Raw genomic sequence first — 17,356 nt, forward strand, 5'->3', positions numbered from 1 at the left:
AACTCAGAGGCAGCTCAAGGAGGTGCGATGAGAGTCTGGTTCTGGTTGTGGTTACTGTTGTCGGTCCCGGCTCAGGGGGAGACGATCCGTCTCTACGATTACCATCAGCATCCGCCCTTCAATACCAGTGGGGATGCGGGGCTGAGCCGCGAGTTGGTCAAGTATCTCAATGAAAAGCTGGGGGGTGAACCCAGAATCGAGCTCTGGCTGGTCAATCGTGCCCGGCTGGCGCTGGAGATGTCGGATCCCGCCTTCAACGGTCTGGTGGTCTGGGTCAATCCCACCTGGGTGGGGGATCCCCAGCGGGAGCGCTATCTCTGGACCTTCCCGGTGATGCGCGACACTAACGAGCTGATCTCGAGCATCGACAATCCGATCACCTATCGCGGGCCCGACTCCCTCAATGGGCTGGTGTTTGGCGGGGTGGAGGGATATCGCTATCAGGGCATCGACGATGCGGCCAGCCGGGGCGAGCTGGTGCGCCACGATGCCAAAAAGGTGAAGACCAATCTCGAGCTGCTGGTACGCGGGCGCATCGATGTGACCCTGGTGAGCGGCTCGGCACTGGGCTTTTATATCGACTCAAGCCACTATCGGGGCAAGCTGTTTATCTCGCCCTTTCCCCAATCCAGCTACACCCGCCATATTCTGATTCCCAAATCCCGCGCCGATCTCCATATCCGCCTCAACAACATTGCCGAGCAGATGGACAAGGACCCCCGTTGGCACAAGGTGCTGGAGTCCTATCGCGGCACCCCCTGAGGGCGACGTTTGAGCCGGTGCAGCGGTAGCAGGCTCACTAGCAGACCCGACCAGACAAAGGCAAAGCCGACCGTCTTGATGGGGTCCGGCGCCTCACCAAACCAGTAGATGGCGAGCAGGAAGGCGAGGCTGGGCTCGATATATTGCAACAGCCCCACCGTGCTCATCCGGGTTCTCGCCACCGCGTAGCAGAACAGCCCGACTGGCAGCAGGGTGGCGGGCGCACTGCCCATCAGCAGCAGTTTGTCGGCCAGATCTCCGTTCACGAATGCCCCTTCCCCGTGCCACGCCAGGGTGCCGATGATGATCAGCGCGACGGGCAGTTGCACCATGGCTTCCAGATAGAGGCTGGTGCCGGTGTCGTAGTGGATCTTCTTCTTGATAAGGCCGTAGCAGGCGAAGTTGGCCCCCATGATGAGGGAGAACCAGGGGAGCTGGCCGTAGCAGAACAGCATATAAGCGAGACCCGCCAGCGCCAGCGCGACTGCCAGATGCTTTTGTGGGGTGAGCCGCTCTTTGAGGAAGATGACGGCGAATACGATATTGAACAGCGGGGTCATAAAGAAGGCGAGGCTGGTGGTCAGCACCTGCCCGGTGGTGAGGCACCAGGTGAACATGCACCAACTGATGGACATCACCGGGCCCGCCAGCAGAATGAGGCCGAGCTGGCGCGGCTCACTGCGCAGCTGTGCCCACGGCACCCTGTGGCCAAGCAGCAGAAAAAGGGCGCCCAGCAGCACCACAGACCAGAGCACCCGGTGAGAGATCAGCTCCCACATGTTGACCTCGGGCATGAATTGATAATAGAGCGGCAGCATCCCCCACAGGATGAAGGAGAGGGTCGCGGTGCCGGTACCTAGCCAGTTTTTCATTATTGTCCGTTTATTAAATTAAACACCCATGGCGATAGTAGGGGGCGCGCCTTGTTTCCACAAGAGGGAAAACAGGGAAATGCTGGTACTATCAACATCATGCAGCGAATCGATACTTTGTTTGAGCAGATCAGGGCCTGCCGTCTGTGCGAGGCTCATTTGCCGCTGGGGCCTCGTCCGGTGATCCGCGGGGCCGAGAGTGCCCGGCTGCTGATCATCGGTCAGGCGCCCGGCACCCGGGTGCATGCCAGCGGTATCCCGTGGGATGACCCCTCAGGTGACAGGCTGCGCCAGTGGCTCGGGGTCGATAAAACCACCTTCTACGACGAATCCCGCATCGCCATCATGCCGATGGGGCTCTGCTACCCCGGCAGGGGCAAGTCGGGCGATCTGCCACCCAGACCCGAGTGCGCGCCCACCTGGCACGACAAGATATTGATGCTGTTACCCAACATCGAGCTGACCCTGCTGATCGGCCAGTATGCGCAAGCCTACTACCTGCGGGGGGCGGCCAAGGGATCGCTGACCGAGACGGTGCGCTGCTGGGCCGACTATGGCCCCGGCTGGCTGCCGTTGCCGCATCCCTCCCCGCGCAACACCCTCTGGCTCAGGAAGAATCCCTGGTTCGAGCAGGAGATAGTCCCCCATCTGCAGCAAAGGGTCGCCCCTTTGCTGGTCCGACCCTGAGTGGTCAAACAGCCGGTTCAGCCAGCGGTTTGGGTTTGCTGCGGGCCATGGCGACCAGCGGCAAGATGATGCAGAGGCACCCCAGCAGCAGCGGCAGGCCCGGCTGCTCGTCAAACAGCCACACCCCGATGGCCACCGCCATCAACAGGCCGGTGTACTCCGCCGAGGCGATCTTGCTCGCCTCGGCCTGGCGATAGGCCACCACGCACAGGCCCGCATAGACCATGATCAGCGCCGACGAGCCGAAGGCGGGCCACCACATCTGCCACTGCCAGTCGCCCCCTTCCCACAGTGCCAGCGCCAGAATGAAGGGCATGCTCAGCACGTTGGTGAAAAACAGAGTCTGGGCGATGGGCTGCTTGAGCGGGATCCGCTTGATCAACAGGTTGTTGAGCGCCATCGACAGCGCCACCCCGAGCGCCGCCAGCGCAGCCCAGTTCACTTCGGTGGGGCGCAGCACGATCAATACCCCGATAAAGCCGAGCAGCGCGGTCAGTACCTTTTGGCGCGAGATAGCTTCCCCCGACATCCACACAGCCAGCGGCACCATCATCAAGGGCGCGGCATAGAACAGGGCATTGGCGGTGGCGAGCGGCAAGCGGGTGAGGGCGACCACCATTAGGCAGACGCCGACCGCCCAGATATGGGCCCGCAGCAGGTGCCATTTGATGGCTACCGGCGGGTTGCGGCGCCATGACCAGAGCAGCCAGGGCATCAGCAGAATGGCGGCCGAGAGCTGGCGAAAAAAGACAAACTGGAAGACGGGCTGATCCGGCTCCAGTACCTTGACCAGTGCATCGGAAAAGACCGCCACCATATTGCCGAGCACCAGATAAAGGATGCCGATCCCTACTGCATTCATACCACCTCCCACTTCAGATGAGGGGGAGGGTAGCGCGGGGGCTGTTATCCAGTAAAATGATAAAAAATGACCACCCATGAGATATTTAGATAATGAAGCTGCCACCCCTGCGTGCCGTGCAATATTTTGAAGTGGTCGCCCGGCTGCTCAGCTTCTCCCGCGCCGCCCTTGAATTGAATGTCAGCCAGAGTGCGGTCAGCCACCAGATCCGCCTGTTGGAGGATTTTCTGGGTGAGCGCTTGCTGCTGCGTCAGGGGCGGCTGCTCTCGCTGACACCGCAAGGGGAGAGCTATTTCGAGGGGATTGCCGCCGGGCTCAGCCAGATTGCCCAGAGCAGCGAACAGCTGCGCGGTGGCGGCGAGATGCGAATTCGGCTCGCGGTCTACAGCTCGTTTGCGGTGAAGTGGCTGATCCCGCGGTTGGCCGGATTGCGCCAACTCTACCCCGAGCTGGATTTGAGTCTGGAGATGGTGGCGGAAGATCCCGAGCTCTCCGATCGGGTGGCGGACTGTTTTATTACGGTGTCGCCCCACGGGCGCGGCTATTGTCACGATCTTATCTATCAGGAGCGGCTCTTTCCGGTCTGCAGCCGCCGCCTGTTACAGCAGGTCAGTGGGGAGTGGCCCGAGGCCATCTGGCAGTTGCCGTTGCTGTCGGTACAGTCCATCTACAAGGCGCGGGGCGAGGATTGGCAGCGCTGGGCCAAAGCGGGCGGGCTTGTTATTCCGGACGAGGCGCGGATGCACCATTTCAGCCATGTGCTGCTGGCGATGGAGGCGGCGGCCTGGGATCAGGGGGTGGCATTTGTGAATGACTACATGCTACGGCCCGATGATCCCCAGCTGGTGGCCTTGCCGGTACACCAGCTGGAGACGGGGGATGCCTTCTACTTTACCTGCAAGCGCTCGCGGGCCCATGAGCCCGCCATCAGCCGGTTGCGCCAGTGGCTGATGATGGAGACACGCCAGAGCATGCCGCTCTAGCCTGTGTCGTTACGCTCTCTTGAACTGGCTCAGCACAAACAGGCTGGTGGCGCAGACCACCACTGAGGGGCCTGCCGGAGTATCCTGATACCAGGAGAGGGTCAGCCCGCCGAGCACGGCGAGACAGCCAATCAGTGCGGCAAAGCCGGCCATTTGCTCCGGTGTCTGACTGAAGCGGCGGGCGGTGGCGGCGGGGATGATCAGCAGGGAGGTGATGATCAGCGCCCCGACAAATTTCATCGCCACGGCGATCACCAGCCCAATCAGCAGCATCAGCACGCAGCGCAGCACATCGACCCGGATCCCCTCTACCCGCGCCAGCTCTTCCGAGATGGTCATGGAGAGCAGGGGATCCCACAACCGCCACAGGGTGAGCAGCACCAGCGCGCCGCCACCGTAGATCCAGAGCAGATCCATCGGTTGCACCGAGAGCAGGTCACCGAACAGGTAGGCCATCAGATCCACCCGCACGTTATCCATAAAGCTCAAGGTAACCAGACCGAGGGACAGGGCGCTGTGGGCCAGAATACCGAGCAGAGTATCGGTGGCGACCTGCTGGTTGCGGCTCATGATCACCAGCAGCATCGCCATGGCGAGGCAGCAGACCACCACCGCCAGGGTGAGATCGACCTGCAGCAGGATGCCCAGCGCGATGCCGAACAGACAGGCGTGGGAGAGGGTGTCGCCAAAATAGGCCATCTTGCGCCAGACCACGAAGCTGCCGAGGGGGCCGGCCAGCAGGGCGATGCCGAGACCGGCCGCGAGGGCGTATAACAGAAAGCTGTCCACTTGAATGTCCTGTTGCTTGCGCTATTTGCTGTGAGCGTTGTTGCGAGAGGGCAGGCGGATGACGGGAGCCTGCGGTTCATGATGATGGTGTTCGCCGTCGCAGTGATGATGATGGGTATAGACCGCCAGCACCTCCTGCTCCGGCCGCCCGAACAGGCGGGCAAATTCGGGATGGCGGGCCACGCTTTCCGGCGCGCCATGACAGCAGACGTGGCGATTGAGGCAGATCACCTCGTGGGTGCTGGCCATCACCAGATGCAGATCGTGGGAGACCATCAGCACGGCGCAATTAAACTCGGCGGCGAGTTGGCCGATCAGGGCATAGAGCTCGATCTGGCCGTTGATATCTACCCCTTGCACCGGTTCGTCCAGCACCAGCAGTTCGGGTTTGACCAGCAGGGCGCGAGCCAGCAGCACTCGCTGCATCTCACCGCCGGAGAGTTTTTGCATCCGGTTTTCCAGCAATCCTTCTGCACCAACCCGGGCCAGTGCTTCCTCGATGGAGAGGCGGCTGTTCTTGCCCAGTTGCAGGAAGCGGCGCACCGTCAGCGGCAGGGTGGGATCCAGATAGAGGCGCTGGGGCACATAGCCGACTCTCAGGTCGCGGCTGCGGGTGATCTTGCCCGAATCTGGCCTGAGCAGGCCCAGCACTAGCTTGCTCAGGGTGCTCTTGCCTGCCCCGTTGGGGCCGACCAGGGTGGTGATTTTGCCTTTATTGAGGGTAAAGGAGACCTTTTCGAGCACAGTGTGCCCATCAAACGAGAGAGAGACCTCTTTCAGCTCCACCAATTGGCTCATGACAACTCCGGGGTTTACAGCCAGTGAGAGTTATAATATAACAAAAAGCGGCTGTTATATTATCACATACTCACCCCCTGACGAGATTCATCAATGAGAATTATTGCGCTTTTCACTGCCTTGCTGGCGGTGAGTTTGCCTGTCCGTGCCCTTGAGGTGCTGACCACCATCAAGCCCCTTGGCTTCATCGCAGCGGCGATCACCGACGGGGTGAGCGAGCCCAAGGTATTGCTGCCAACCGGCGCCTCTCCCCACGATTTTTCCCTGCGCCCCTCCGATATTCGCAGCATCAACAGCGCTGGTCTGGTGGTGTGGGTCGGCCCCGAGCTGGAGGGTTTCATGGCCAAGCCGCTGGCCAATCATCCCCATGCATTGACCCTGACTCAGGTTGAGGGGATGGCGCTGTTCAACTACGCGACTCAGGATAGCCATGACTCCCATGATCATGATGCGCACGATCATGACCATGCGGCTCACGAGCACGGTGACCATGATCATGATGAAGGGCATGAGGGACATCATCACCAAGGGGTCGATCCCCACATCTGGCTTGGCCCGACGCAGGCCAAGGTGATTGCCAAGGCGATCGCAAGCGAATTGGGCAAGCTGGATCCTGCCAATCAGGCTCGCTATGCCGCCAACCTCGCTGCATTTGATGCCAAGGTGGATGCCAAGGACAAGGTGATTGCCGGCCAGATGAAGGCGGTGAACCAGAAGGGGTATTTTGTATTCCACGAGGCGTATGGCTACTGGGAGCGCCATTACGGCATGAGTTCAAAAGGTCACTTCACCGTGAGCCCGGAGCGTCGCCCCGGCGCCAAGACGCTGGTGGATATCCGCAAAGCACTGGAAGAGCAGCAGGCAAGCTGTATTTATGCCGAGCCGCAATTCTCACCGGCAGTGATCGAATCAGTGGCGCGCAATACCGGTGCCAAGGTGTTGTTGCTGGATGAGGTGGGTGAACAGGTGCCGCTTGGCCCGGATGGTTATCCCCAGTTCATGCAGCAACTGGCTGACGCATTCGCCCAGTGCCGCTGATAACCGGCTGAGCCTCTCACCCGGACGGACTATACTGACCTCCAGCATCTGACATGGAGTGTCTGCTATGAAATGGTTGTTGATCCCAGCCTGCACGCTGGCGCTATGTTGCGCCAGCGTGCAGGCATCGCGTCTTTCCGAGTACATTGCCAGCCCGGATCTACGGGCCAAGCTGCAGGAGGTTTATGGTGGCCGCGCCATTCAGCGGGCCGAGGCATTTTCTCGTCTGCTGACCCCCAGAGCGGGCACTACCGACCAGCAGAAGGTCGAGCTGGTGAACAACTACTTCAACAATCTGACCTACAGTGAAGATCCCAAGCTGTGGGGTGATGAGGATTACTGGGCCAATCCGCTGGAGTTTATCGGTGCCCGAGGTGGGGATTGCGAGGATTACAGCATCTCCAAGTACTACACCCTGATGGAGTTGGGGGTGGACGAGAAAAAGCTACGGCTGGCCTACGTCAAGGCCGTACGTTACAACCAGTTCCACATGGTGACGCTCTACTTCCCCACCCCCAAGGCTGACCCGCTGGTGCTCGACAACATCAACAGCCGGATCCTGCCGGGTAGCAAGCGTACCGATCTGATACCCGTCTACAGCTTCGATGCCAAAAGTATCTGGATCATGAAGTCGCGCCGGGAAGGGACGCTAGCAGGGAGTGCCGATAGGCTAGCGCAGTGGACATCGATGAAGACCCGTTTCTCCAGCGAGCAACTGCGCTCTCCCCGTCGTCAGCTATAGCTTGCCCGCCGCTTTTAACTCCTCGAAATATTTCACTGCGCCCGGATGCTGTTCAATGCTCAGCACCGGGCCGATTTTATTGCGCGCTCGGTGAAACATATTGGCGTAACCGTACGTCTGCTCATTGAACTTGGTCTGCTGGGTCAGCATGGCTTTAGTCAGCCGATAGACAGACTCTTCCGGCATGGCGGCATTGGTCACCAGGGTAGCGGCGATGGCAAAGGTGGGGGTCGCTTTCAGATTGCCAGGGTAGATGCGAGCTGGCACCTGACTGCGTTGGTAATATTTGACCCCCTTGAGCAATTGATCCCGGGTGGCCCCTTCGATGGGGAGGAAGCGGACGGCGCAGCGTTTGGCGGTGTCGAGCACGATCCGGTTCGGGTGCCCCATCACCAGCGCAAACGCGTCAATCTGTTTGCTGCAAAGTGCATCGGATTGATTGGCCATGCTCTTCAAATCGAGATCCTGCTCTTGTGCGCCCAGTTGATTGAACAGCGTCAGTGCCGTTTGACGTGTGCCAGACCCCTTCAGCCCCATATCGATAGGGGCGAGCTTGAGCTGTTCCAGTGAGGTGATATCGCCATCGGCACGGATCACTATGGTGAAGGGCTCGGCATGGGTGGCAAACAGGGCGCGCAGCTCAGGTTGCGGCTGCGTGGCAAAGGGGCCCAACCCCTTGCTGGCCTGATACAGCCAATCGGACTGCACCATGGCGTAGGAAGACTCGCCGCTCTTAAGCCGCTGCAGGTTTTCTATTGAACCTGATGTTCCCTGCAGTGCGCATTTTAGTTGCTCATCGGCCTCATGGGCCAGGCGGCAAAACTCTTTGGTTATCTGGTGATAAATTCCCTGTTCACCCCCGGTGCCAATCGTAATGGATGCGGCCATCAGGCCGGGTTGCCACAGCAGAGGCAATAACATGGCGAGCTTTTTCATGCTTGAGCCTCCTTGGCATACCCATCGATACCCCAGTTTCGCAGCTGGTCTCTGTCGTTGCACTCGCCCGCTTCTGCCAGCAGGGTATAACCGGCGGCATGCATGGTCTGGGAGAGCAGGTTCCAATAGAGCGGCGCATCGGTCAGCTGGCAGCTGATAAAAATGGGATTGAGCGGGTCGAGCAGATTAAACGTGTCTGCGTTCAGGGGAATGGCACTGAACGCGAGTTCACAGCCCTGCTCCTGCAGCGCGGCTAATGCGGGCTGGCCGTGGGAGGGGAAGGAGACCACATCCCAACGCCAATCCAGCGTTTTGCCACGGCCCTGGGTCAGCAACGAGGCGATCTCGGTCCATTGCGGGTGATTGAGCAGCGAGAGTGGCAGGGAGATGCCCTCTACGTGCAGTTGCTGCCACTGCTGCAATGTGGCTTGGATGACCGTCAGGTCGGTGTTGGCAGAGAGAGTCTGGCCGGGTAAAAAACGCTGATAGAGTGCAATATCCCCTTGGGTAGAAGCAAAAGTTTGTAGTTGCCCGCCTTCTGGCAACGGGTCCAGCCCTTGCAGTGGTTGCGACGTTGGCGGGGGGAGCTGTTTTCCCAGCTGGGTAATTTTGAGCCGTTGTTGCAATAGATCCCGTTTGCGTTCGGATACCAGTTGATTGATGGAGAGCGACACCTCTTTGAGGTCCTGCAACCAGGGGGTTGGCAGGGCGCTGTTAAACTGATGTTTGCGGACCCGGATCAACTGCAGGTTGATCTGTTCCAGCGGTTGCAGCAGGCGTTTGCAAACCAGAGAGATGATCAGGGTAAACACGACGAGTCCTGCCAGCAGCGCCAGACCGGTGCGGCTGATGGCATTCCACAGATGCTGATAGGCGTAGCCGCTATGTCCTTCCAGGGTCAGGGTGCCCAGCATGCGCCAACCATCGGTCAACTCTTGCTCAATCTTGACGGGGGGCATGCCGATAACAGAGGGGAGCCAGCTTGGGACATTCTGCTGGGTAGCGTGGAATACTTTCTGAAACAGTAATTGGCCATCGGGATCAATCAGGGTGACCGAGCTGACGAAGCCGCCATCAAACATGGCGTTGACGATAGTTTCAGCCAGCACTTTGTCGTCATTGAGCAAGGTGCCCTGCAAGACCAGCCCCAGAGCGGTAATTGCCGTCTCCAGGTTGGCGGACATCTGATCGAGGATCGACTGGCGGATGGTCGTGGTCTCCAGAGCAAACAGCAGCACGGCACCGATCAAGAACAGTACGAGAATTATCCGGCTCAACAGTTTTGATAACGTCATATCCACTCCATGGAAAAGATATCGCAACATTTTGGGTTTCTATTCAGAATCGAATTCGACCCGGTTCTTAAAAATAGGAAAAAATAGTTAAAAAAGACGATCATTTCTGCCCATCAGGGCAGGTTATGCATAAAATGTGAAGCTCATGCAGATTGTGATGAACTATCTGTGTTTGTTTTTGTCCAAAGAACAGTTTTATGCGGTTTTGTCACAACAAATCGCGCGACTCACACTCTTTAGATCTAAATACAGGATAGCGGATGAAACGTCTCCGTCCCTTGGTAGTGCAGGCTACCAATTGGGAACCCCCGGTTCCCCGCAAACATTTTTATGCGATGCTGATGCTGACGGCCATGACGCTGTCGGCAGTGGCATTATTGCCAGCGCCAGGTGACATCCTGGAGCGGCCGCTGCGTCTTGAGTTGCCCATTGATACCGCCGGTACGGCAACCAATGAAAACAACACCGACTTTAACGAAATCCCCGATCATGAGCTGGTGGATCAGAGTGCGCCGGATGACGATATCCCGGTCGATGCCACTCCCCAGTGGCAGGATTATCGGGTGCGTAATGGTGAAAACCTGACCGCTATCTTCAACAACCTCGGGCTCTCTACCACCACCCTCTACAAGGTGCTGGATGCAGACAACAAGAACCATCTGGCGCGGCTCAAGCCGGGACAGAATATCGAGCTGTTGATTGATCAGGACAACATCCTGCAACAGCTCAAGATCCGCCTGAACATCAAACAGACGCTGGTGATGGAACGTGGGGGCGAGGCGTATAGCTCCACCATGATCAACGAGAAGGTGGAGTGGCAACCGCAGCGTTACAATGGGGTGATCAACGGTAGCTTCTATGTCAGTGCCCGCAATGCAGGCATTCCGGCCAACCATATCCAGAAAATTGCCAACCTGTTTCAGTGGCGGATGAATTTTGCCAAAGATTTGCAAAAGGGCGACAAGTTCAAGGTACTGGTGCGCCAGGAGACGGTAGAAGGAAAGAGCACCGGCAATAGCCAGCTGTTGGGGGTGGAAGTGATCAGCCAGGGCCAGAGTACCTCGGCCTGGCTCTCGGAAGACGGTAACTATTATGATGCTCAGGGCAACAGTCTGGAGCGCGGTTTCCGTCGTTATCCGACTCATAGCCGCTACCGGATCAGCTCCAACTTCAACCCGGCGCGCAAACATCCGGTGACTGGCGCTATTCGTCCTCATGAAGGGACTGACTTTGCCTTGCCGGTGGGTACGCCGGTATTGGCCACCGGTGATGGCGTCGTCCAGAAGGCGACCAGGCACCCGCTGGCGGGTACCTACATTGTTATCAAGCATGGCCGCACCTTGGCGACCCGCTATCTGCATCTGAGCAAGCTGCTGGTCAAGTCGGGGCAACGGGTGAAGATGGGAGACAAGATTGGCCTCTCCGGTAACACTGGCCGTTCTACCGGTGCGCACCTGCACTATGAGCTGCGCATCAATAACCGTCCGGTCAATGCCATGACCGCCAAACTGCCGATGGCTGAGCCCTTGAGTGGCAAGGAGCGTCGCCAGTTCCTCGCTAAAGTGAAGAGTTATCGCAAGGAGCTGGCAGCTGGCTGATGCTGATGCTGAGTAAGCCATCCTGATATAGAAAGGCCCCGCCAGACTGGCGGGGCCTTTCTACATGGGTAGCAAGCGGCAGGGTCAGTAACCCTTGTCGAAGTCGATTTTGCTATCCAGCGGTTGCCCATCGATAAAGCGGATGTAATTGCGAATAAAAATCTGGGCGACATCCTCTGGAAAACTGTAACCACTGTTGTGGGGGGTGACGATGAGGTTGGGCTGGCCCCACAGCGGGCTGTCGGCAGGCAGGGGCTCTTGCTCAAACACATCCAGCACTGCCATCGCCAGCTTGCCGGTACGCAGGGCGGTGAGCAGATCGCCGGAGTGAACCGCGCTGCCACGACCGACGTTGAACAGGATGGCACCGGGTTTGCAGTGTTCGAACCGGGCGGCATTGAACAGATGGCGGGTATCGCGGGTGGCAGGCAGCACGCTGACGATCACATCGGCTTGGGCCAGCATTTTGTTGAGCGCAGGTAGCTGATAAACCTGATCAAAACCGGCGCGTTCCCGGCCGCTACGGCTGATGCCCAGCACCTTCATGCCAAAATGTTTGCCGGTGTGGGCAATATGCTGGCCAATGCTGCCGGTACCCAGGATCAACATTGTGCGGCCTTTGAGTCCCTGATAGGGGTGGCTTTGCCACAGGCGCTGCTTTTGCTGCTCCCGATAAACGGGCATTTGGCGCATCAGGCTGAGCAGATGGCCAAAAACATACTCGCTCATCAACGGGCCGAAGATGCCGCGCACATTGGTGAGCTGATAGTCGCGGCGACTGTCAGGGTCGAGCAGCACATCGACTCCGGCGTAGGTGGATTGCAACCAGCTCAGCTTGCTGGCTTTGGGCAGCAGCGGTTTGGCGCGGGCCGGTTCGGCCATCAGAATATGGGCTTCGCCAATCAGCTTTTCGGCATCGCTCGGATTATCGGCCCGCAGAATGCGCAGATGGGGGAGGTTGGCGGCCTTGAGCAGCCGTTCGTAGTGAGCATTATCCTGGCTGAGCAAAAGAAGGGTACGTTGGCTCATACTCTTGTTCCTTATCAGAATTTGCGGCGCAACAAGATGCCGCTCTCGCCCCATCTTACCTGACTTCATATCGCAACATAGCTGACCAGGGCGCTTTTTCGTTTTCGCCGCGCCCCTCGTGGGCTACAATCTGCCCCACATTTTGCAAAGGATCCGACTCCAGTGTTTGGTGACAAGTTTTATAAGCGACTGGCCGAGCTACAGCCTTGGCAACAGACCGTCTACACCCTGGCGCTGGCAGAGCGCATGTACCCCAACTATGCCCTGTTCTGTCAGGCCTCCGGCTTTGGCAATGCAGGCGCCTTCCGGCTCTCGCTGGATCAGCTGTGGGCCTACCTCACCGTCAAGGGATCCCGGGTCAATCTGGGGGCCATTTTGGAAGAGTTCGAAACCCATATTCCGGATCCCCGCAAGTTTGAATCCTACGGCGCCTACCCTGCGCTGGACGCTTGCGTCGCACTGGGTTGCGCTTACAGCTCTGTGATCTGCCGGATCGGTGAAGAGGCCTTTGATGCCAGCCATGCTTCGGTCGGCACGGTTGCCGGTTTTATCGAGCTATTGGAAGAGCGAGATCTGACCGAAGAGGAGCTCTACGAACACGAGTACATGGAGGCCGAGCTGGAATTCCAGGTTGAGCTGCTCAAGCGGGTGGCCCACGAACGCGACAGCGATCGTATCCTGGCGATCAAGGTGTTTGCCGCTCAGGATGGCGTCTCCAACATCGGGATCAGTCTGGAAGAGTAATCTTCAGCGCGACCTGATATCAAAAAGCTCCCGAACGGGAGCTTTTTTTGTGCCTGAAAAAGGTGCTCTGCTTACTACTCTTCGGTGAGCGATCTGACGCTCAGCACGGGGGCAGCATCGATTTCATCGGCATTCATCATGACGGAGATCCGCTGTAGTGAAGAGAGCAGCAGACTTTGCTCCCAGGCTTCGAGGGCATGAAAACGCTGGACGAAACGCTCTTGCAGTGGTGTCGGAGCTTGGGCCAGCAGCACACGACCGGCATCGGTCAGGGTGGCATGCACTTTGCGTTTGTCGGTCTCGCTGCGAATGCGTTGCACCAGCTGACGGTTTTCCAGCCGGTCCATGATGGTGGTGGCGGTGGCCTGGCTCATATTGGTGTGATCTGCCAGTTGCCGCATGGAGATCTGCCCCAGCTCATTTATTCCTTTGAGCAATAACAGTTGGGGCGAGGTGAGGCCAGCTTCTTTGATCAAGCGCTTGGAGTGCATATCGATAGCTCGAATAATCTGGCGCAGCGCAACCAGCACTTCATCATGTTTTTCCATGGGTTCTGAATCATTGCGGGGATTGAAAGGAGCAAAATTTTGCTCCTGACCGATCAAAAGGTCAATGTCGTTATTACTCTAATGGTTTATGTTCAAAGCAATTTTGTGTTAGGTTAGCCGACTCTTCGCAGTGTGAAACCTGACATTTTAGGAATAGACCATGATGAACGAGCTTGATATGAAGACCCTGGTTAATGGGTTGAAAATAGTAAGAGTTCGCTATGAACTGCCAGATACCTCGGCTTTTGTACGATATCAACCCGCTTATGAAGAAGATCCCAACACCCTTAAGGTACACCACTATGATGGTGAGCTACCGCTCTCCTGTAGTGAGACAGGTCATTTCAACCTAAAGGAGTTGGTGAACGAATTACGCTATGCCTATGTGCTGGTTCACCTCTTTCCTGACGAGAGTGCCATGAACTTCTACCTGACCGGTCTTGATACCGGACTGGCCCAACTGGAGTTTATCGGTGGCTCTTATGACTTCAACCGGCTCTGGATCACCAGTGGCATCTCCAATGTCGGCGTGCCGATGGCCATCTTCCTTGGCAAGCGCCACGCAGTGAATGGCCAGCCTTCGGTCACCCTGGTGGATCATCGTGAGCTGGCCACCGGCAAGCTGGTCTATCGCGCCATTGGTGGTGCCGGTGATCATGTAGGCGAAGAGTTTTTTAACAACGACTAAGGAGGCTCGATGATAGCAACCAAGGGGCTACTGAAAGGCCTCAACCCCACTATGGCCATGACGGCCCTCACCGTGATCACTCTATTTCTGCTGTTTGGCGTATTTGTTCCCGAGACCGCCGCGGCCTGGTTCACCGGTGCCAAGGACCAGATTATTGCCGGGTTCAAGTGGTACTACATTTTGCTGGTCGCCCTGTTCCTGTTCTTCGCTATCTACCTGATGTTCAGCCGTTTTGGCAGCATCCGGTTGGGTGACGACGACCAGGTACCGGAGTTCGGCTACTTTGCCTGGTTCTCCATGCTCTTTAGTGCCGGTATGGGGATCGGTCTGGTGTTCTGGAGCATTGCCGAGCCCATGAACCATCTGCAGGGCAATCCCTTTATCACCGAAGGAATGACCCCCGAGGCGGCCCAGGTCGCCATGCGCCTCACCTTCTTTCATTGGGGGCTGCACCCTTGGGCCATCTATGTGATCGTTGGCCTGTCGCTGGCCTTCTTCAGTTATCGCCGCAAGTTACCACTGGCGATCCGCTCGGTGCTCTATCCGATCCTCGGCGATCGCATTTACGGCTTCTGGGGCCATGCTGCCGACGTACTGGCGGTGTTTGGTACTGTATTCGGGGTGGCTACTTCTCTTGGCCTTGGCGTGGCACAGATGAATACCGGTCTGAATCAGATGTTTGGCATGGCGATATCGCAGTCGAACCAGCTTTGGTTGATTGGCGGGATCAGTCTGATCGCCACCCTGTCGGCGGTCTCTGGTGTGGGGCGCGGGGTCAAGCTGCTCTCCGAGCTCAACATCTGGCTGAGTGTGTTCGTCCTAGCGCTCTTTTTGGTGCTGGGGCCTACTATTTATATCCTCAACTCCTATGTGCAGAACATCGGTGATTACCTGCAAAACATCGTCAAATTGAGCTTCTGGACCAACTCCGAGGCCAATGGCACCTCGGCCTGGCAATCGAGCTGGACCGCCTTTTATTGGGGCTGGTGGATCGCTTGGGCGCCGTTTGTCGGCATGTTTATTGCCCGCATTTCCAAGGGGCGAACCATTCGTGAGTTCGTGCTCGGGGTGTTGTTGGTGCCTTCATTGCTCGGCATGTTCTGGCTTACCGTATTCGGTGGTACGGCGATGAATCTGGAGCTGTTTGGCGGTGGCGGCGTGGTGGCTGCGGTTAATCAGGATGTCACCCTGGCGCTCTATCAGACGGTGGAGTTGCTGCACTGGGGGACCTTGGGCTGGATTGCAAAAGGGGTGCTGACCTTGCTGATTTGTACCTACTTCATTACCTCCAGTGACTCGGGCACCCTGGTCATCACCACCTTGCTCTCCATTGGCGATCAGGATCCACCTGTGTTGCATCGGGCAATCTGGGGTCTGGGGCAGGGGCTGGTCGCGGCCATTTTGCTGCTCTCTGGCGGGTTGGCGGCCCTGCAGGCGGCCAGTATTATCGCCGCGCTGCCGTTTTCGGTGATCATGCTGGCGATGTGTTACTCGCTGATGCTGGGGCTCAAGCAGGAGAGCCAGCGCCAGGTTGAGTACCGCCAGAATCTGAAACGCCACGATGGTTCATCTCATATGAGCCTGCTGGATCGCATTGGTCCAGCATAACGGCAACACCAAGGGGCGCCTCTTCATATGTAAACGTGATCTGTAAACCTGGATGCAAAACGGCCGCCCTGTTGATGTTCTCCTTGCGGAGCTCATCATCAGGGCGGCCGTCTGTTATGGGGCCGATGTTACTCTTCGATAAAGGTCCACTCATCCTTGACCCGACTGATGGCGTCGGTGCGTTTTTTGGCCAGCTGCGCCTTTATCTCTTCTCCTTTAAAGCCTGCAGCCACTATCTCCCTGACCGGCACCGCCTGAGCGGCGGCCAGCGCCTCGGCCACATAATCGGGTTCGGCGTAGACCCGCTCTTCAAAACCGGTGCGACCATGGAAGTCGGCGCGGCAGGTATCAAGTAACTGCGCAAAACGGGCCGGTCTGCGCCAGGCGTCGGCTTTGTCGAACACCTTGAGCAGGGTGGCTGGCTTGAGCTCAAAGGCGATATGGAGTTGGGTGTGCAGATCGCTCACCAGTAGCGCCAGATCCCGGCACTCGTTGGGTACCCGGAACCGCTCGCACAGGGCGCGGATCAGCGGCAGCCCCTTCTGGCCGTGCCCATGATGGCTTGGCCAGAACTCTTTGGGGGTGATCCCCTTGCCAAGGTCGTGGCAGAGGGCGGCAAAGCGCACCGTCAGCTCGGGGGAGATCCGGCACGCCTGCTCCAGCACCATCAGGGTGTGGATGCCGGTGTCGATCTCCGGATGCCACTTGGCGGGAGCGGGGACGCCAAACAGGGCATCGATCTCGGGGAACAGCGCCTTGAGTGCGCCGCATTGGCGCAGCACCTCGAAGAAGATCTGCGGGGTTGGCCCCAACAGCACTTTTTCCAGCTCCTTCCAGACCCGCTCCGGGGTGAGGTGGGCCAGCTCGCCAGCGGCCGTCATCTCGCTCATCAGGGTGAGGGTCTCCGGCGCTATGGTAAAGCCCTGAGCGTGGAAGCGGGCGGCGAAGCGCGCTACCCGCAGGATGCGCAACGGGTCTTCGGCGAAGGCGGGGGAGACGTGGCGCAGCAGCCGTTTTTTCAAGTCATCAATGCCGCCGTAGGGATCATGGAGCTGGCCCTGATCATCCTCGGCGATGGCGTTGATGGTGAGATCCCGGCGCAGCAGATCTTGCTCCAGGGTCACATCGGGGGCGGCATGGCAGACAAAGCCGGTGTAGCCTTGCCCCTGTTTGCGTTCGGTGCGGGCGAGGGCATACTCCTGCTGGGTTTTGGGGTGGAGAAACACCGGGAAGTCGCGACCGACCTGGGTAAAACCCAGCGCCAACATCTGTTCCACAGTGGCACCGACCACCAGATGATCCCTGTCGCCCTGCGGCAATCCCAGCAGGCGATCCCGCACTGCGCCCCCAACCAGATAAGTCTGCAAACCGTCTCTC

At 58.3% G+C, this 17,356-nt stretch carries 18 protein-coding genes; 9 read left to right on the forward strand and 9 right to left on the reverse strand.

The window, feature by feature from the left end; translation table 11 throughout:
- The first annotated feature begins 27 nt into the window (after positions 1-27).
- A complete protein-coding gene (locus ACY8FN_RS06530) occupies positions 28-762 on the forward strand; it encodes a substrate-binding periplasmic protein (protein ID WP_463099526.1) in 735 nt (244 codons plus the stop codon).
- Here the strand turns inward: ACY8FN_RS06530 and rarD are convergent.
- Complete coding sequence (rarD, locus tag ACY8FN_RS06535; protein WP_463099527.1) at positions 744-1,634, reverse strand: EamA family transporter RarD; 891 nt, start codon at positions 1,632-1,634, stop codon at positions 744-746. The genes ACY8FN_RS06530 and rarD overlap by 19 nt on opposite strands.
- Before the next feature lie 99 nt (positions 1,635-1,733).
- Here rarD and ACY8FN_RS06540 point away from each other — a divergent pair, with 99 nt between their 5' ends.
- Positions 1,734-2,321 (forward strand): uracil-DNA glycosylase family protein, encoded by a 588-nt coding sequence (locus ACY8FN_RS06540; protein WP_463099528.1) that lies wholly within the window; start codon positions 1,734-1,736, stop codon positions 2,319-2,321.
- Between the two features lie 4 nt (positions 2,322-2,325).
- On the opposite strand, the gene ACY8FN_RS06545 is transcribed toward ACY8FN_RS06540, so the two are convergent.
- Positions 2,326-3,183 (reverse strand): DMT family transporter, encoded by an 858-nt coding sequence (locus tag ACY8FN_RS06545; RefSeq protein ID WP_068979009.1) that lies wholly within the window; start codon positions 3,181-3,183, stop codon positions 2,326-2,328.
- A 92-nt stretch (positions 3,184-3,275) separates the two neighbouring features.
- On the opposite strand from ACY8FN_RS06545, the gene ACY8FN_RS06550 reads away from it, so the two are divergent.
- Positions 3,276-4,166 (forward strand): LysR substrate-binding domain-containing protein, encoded by an 891-nt coding sequence (locus ACY8FN_RS06550; RefSeq protein WP_463099529.1) that lies wholly within the window; start codon positions 3,276-3,278, stop codon positions 4,164-4,166.
- Between the two features lie 9 nt (positions 4,167-4,175).
- Here ACY8FN_RS06550 and znuB read toward each other — a convergent pair whose 3' ends face one another.
- Together znuB and znuC are read right to left on the reverse strand one after the other, a co-directional pair.
- The gene (znuB, locus tag ACY8FN_RS06555) at positions 4,176-4,955 is read right to left on the reverse strand and encodes a zinc ABC transporter permease subunit ZnuB (RefSeq protein WP_005354863.1); all 780 of its coding nucleotides are present in this window, start codon (positions 4,953-4,955) and stop codon (positions 4,176-4,178) included.
- A 21-nt stretch (positions 4,956-4,976) separates the two neighbouring features.
- Positions 4,977-5,753 (reverse strand): zinc ABC transporter ATP-binding protein ZnuC, encoded by a 777-nt coding sequence (znuC, locus tag ACY8FN_RS06560; RefSeq protein WP_463099530.1) that lies wholly within the window; start codon positions 5,751-5,753, stop codon positions 4,977-4,979.
- 93 nt (positions 5,754-5,846) lie between these two features.
- Between znuC and znuA the strand changes: the two genes are divergently transcribed.
- Together znuA and ACY8FN_RS06570 are read left to right on the forward strand one after the other, a co-directional pair.
- The gene (gene znuA, locus ACY8FN_RS06565; RefSeq protein WP_463099531.1) at positions 5,847-6,791 is read left to right on the forward strand and encodes a zinc ABC transporter substrate-binding protein ZnuA; all 945 of its coding nucleotides are present in this window, start codon (positions 5,847-5,849) and stop codon (positions 6,789-6,791) included.
- A gap of 67 nt (positions 6,792-6,858) precedes the next feature.
- Positions 6,859-7,533: a transglutaminase-like cysteine peptidase gene (locus ACY8FN_RS06570; protein ID WP_101315761.1), complete on the forward strand. Its 675-nt coding sequence runs from the start codon at positions 6,859-6,861 to the stop codon at positions 7,531-7,533.
- On the opposite strand, the gene ACY8FN_RS06575 is transcribed toward ACY8FN_RS06570, so the two are convergent.
- Positions 7,528-8,469, reverse strand: coding sequence for a TAXI family TRAP transporter solute-binding subunit (locus ACY8FN_RS06575; RefSeq protein ID WP_463099532.1), 942 nt, complete (start codon positions 8,467-8,469; stop codon positions 7,528-7,530). The genes ACY8FN_RS06570 and ACY8FN_RS06575 overlap by 6 nt on opposite strands.
- A complete protein-coding gene (locus ACY8FN_RS06580; RefSeq protein WP_463099533.1) occupies positions 8,466-9,764 on the reverse strand; it encodes a LapD/MoxY N-terminal periplasmic domain-containing protein in 1,299 nt (432 codons plus the stop codon). Before ACY8FN_RS06580 ends, ACY8FN_RS06575 begins: the two co-directional genes overlap by 4 nt.
- 260 nt (positions 9,765-10,024) lie before the next feature.
- Here ACY8FN_RS06580 and mepM point away from each other — a divergent pair, with 260 nt between their 5' ends.
- Positions 10,025-11,362, forward strand: a complete 1,338-nt coding sequence (gene mepM, locus ACY8FN_RS06585) for a murein DD-endopeptidase MepM (protein WP_463099534.1) — start codon at positions 10,025-10,027, stop codon at positions 11,360-11,362.
- 84 nt (positions 11,363-11,446) lie between these two features.
- Here mepM and ACY8FN_RS06590 read toward each other — a convergent pair whose 3' ends face one another.
- A complete protein-coding gene (locus ACY8FN_RS06590; protein ID WP_463099535.1) occupies positions 11,447-12,391 on the reverse strand; it encodes a D-2-hydroxyacid dehydrogenase in 945 nt (314 codons plus the stop codon).
- 162 nt (positions 12,392-12,553) lie between these two features.
- Here ACY8FN_RS06590 and ACY8FN_RS06595 point away from each other — a divergent pair, with 162 nt between their 5' ends.
- Positions 12,554-13,135, forward strand: a complete 582-nt coding sequence (locus ACY8FN_RS06595) for a YjaG family protein (protein ID WP_463099536.1) — start codon at positions 12,554-12,556, stop codon at positions 13,133-13,135.
- A 74-nt stretch (positions 13,136-13,209) separates the two neighbouring features.
- On the opposite strand, the gene ACY8FN_RS06600 is transcribed toward ACY8FN_RS06595, so the two are convergent.
- Positions 13,210-13,683: a MarR family winged helix-turn-helix transcriptional regulator gene (locus ACY8FN_RS06600; protein WP_042019425.1), complete on the reverse strand. Its 474-nt coding sequence runs from the start codon at positions 13,681-13,683 to the stop codon at positions 13,210-13,212.
- Between the two features lie 160 nt (positions 13,684-13,843).
- On the opposite strand from ACY8FN_RS06600, the gene ACY8FN_RS06605 reads away from it, so the two are divergent.
- Positions 13,844-14,371, forward strand: coding sequence for a hypothetical protein (locus ACY8FN_RS06605; RefSeq protein ID WP_068977601.1), 528 nt, complete (start codon positions 13,844-13,846; stop codon positions 14,369-14,371).
- A 9-nt stretch (positions 14,372-14,380) separates the two neighbouring features.
- Positions 14,381-15,979, forward strand: a complete 1,599-nt coding sequence (locus ACY8FN_RS06610) for a BCCT family transporter (RefSeq protein ID WP_139720076.1) — start codon at positions 14,381-14,383, stop codon at positions 15,977-15,979.
- A 128-nt stretch (positions 15,980-16,107) separates the two neighbouring features.
- Here the strand turns inward: ACY8FN_RS06610 and ACY8FN_RS06615 are convergent, their stop codons facing one another.
- Positions 16,108-17,346 carry a multifunctional CCA addition/repair protein gene (locus ACY8FN_RS06615; RefSeq protein ID WP_463099537.1) on the reverse strand — a complete coding sequence of 413 codons (1,239 nt, stop codon included), beginning with the start codon at positions 17,344-17,346 and terminating at the stop codon, positions 16,108-16,110.
- Positions 17,347-17,356 lie beyond the last annotated feature (10 nt).

It is taken from the genome of Aeromonas sp. 160P (assembly GCF_055193095.1).

Excerpts from the sequence above, each read along its gene's own strand:
- ACY8FN_RS06530 (WP_463099526.1), top strand. The coding sequence starts at position 28 with ATGAGAGTCTGGTTCTGGTTGTGGTTACTGTTGTCGGTCCCGGCTCAG.
- ACY8FN_RS06550 (WP_463099529.1), top strand. The coding sequence starts at position 3,276 with ATGAAGCTGCCACCCCTGCGTGCCGTGCAATATTTTGAAGTGGTCGCC.
- ACY8FN_RS06590 (WP_463099535.1), bottom strand. The coding sequence starts at position 12,391 with ATGAGCCAACGTACCCTTCTTTTGCTCAGCCAGGATAATGCTCACTAC.
- znuC (WP_463099530.1), bottom strand. The coding sequence starts at position 5,753 with ATGAGCCAATTGGTGGAGCTGAAAGAGGTCTCTCTCTCGTTTGATGGG.
- znuA (WP_463099531.1), top strand. The coding sequence starts at position 5,847 with ATGAGAATTATTGCGCTTTTCACTGCCTTGCTGGCGGTGAGTTTGCCT.
- ACY8FN_RS06605 (WP_068977601.1), top strand. The coding sequence starts at position 13,844 with ATGATGAACGAGCTTGATATGAAGACCCTGGTTAATGGGTTGAAAATA.
- ACY8FN_RS06575 (WP_463099532.1), bottom strand. The coding sequence starts at position 8,469 with ATGAAAAAGCTCGCCATGTTATTGCCTCTGCTGTGGCAACCCGGCCTG.
- ACY8FN_RS06600 (WP_042019425.1), bottom strand. The coding sequence starts at position 13,683 with ATGGAAAAACATGATGAAGTGCTGGTTGCGCTGCGCCAGATTATTCGA.
- ACY8FN_RS06570 (WP_101315761.1), top strand. The coding sequence starts at position 6,859 with ATGAAATGGTTGTTGATCCCAGCCTGCACGCTGGCGCTATGTTGCGCC.
- ACY8FN_RS06580 (WP_463099533.1), bottom strand. The coding sequence starts at position 9,764 with ATGACGTTATCAAAACTGTTGAGCCGGATAATTCTCGTACTGTTCTTG.
- mepM (WP_463099534.1), top strand. The coding sequence starts at position 10,025 with ATGAAACGTCTCCGTCCCTTGGTAGTGCAGGCTACCAATTGGGAACCC.
- ACY8FN_RS06545 (WP_068979009.1), bottom strand. The coding sequence starts at position 3,183 with ATGAATGCAGTAGGGATCGGCATCCTTTATCTGGTGCTCGGCAATATG.
- ACY8FN_RS06540 (WP_463099528.1), top strand. The coding sequence starts at position 1,734 with ATGCAGCGAATCGATACTTTGTTTGAGCAGATCAGGGCCTGCCGTCTG.
- ACY8FN_RS06610 (WP_139720076.1), top strand. The coding sequence starts at position 14,381 with ATGATAGCAACCAAGGGGCTACTGAAAGGCCTCAACCCCACTATGGCC.
- rarD (WP_463099527.1), bottom strand. The coding sequence starts at position 1,634 with ATGAAAAACTGGCTAGGTACCGGCACCGCGACCCTCTCCTTCATCCTG.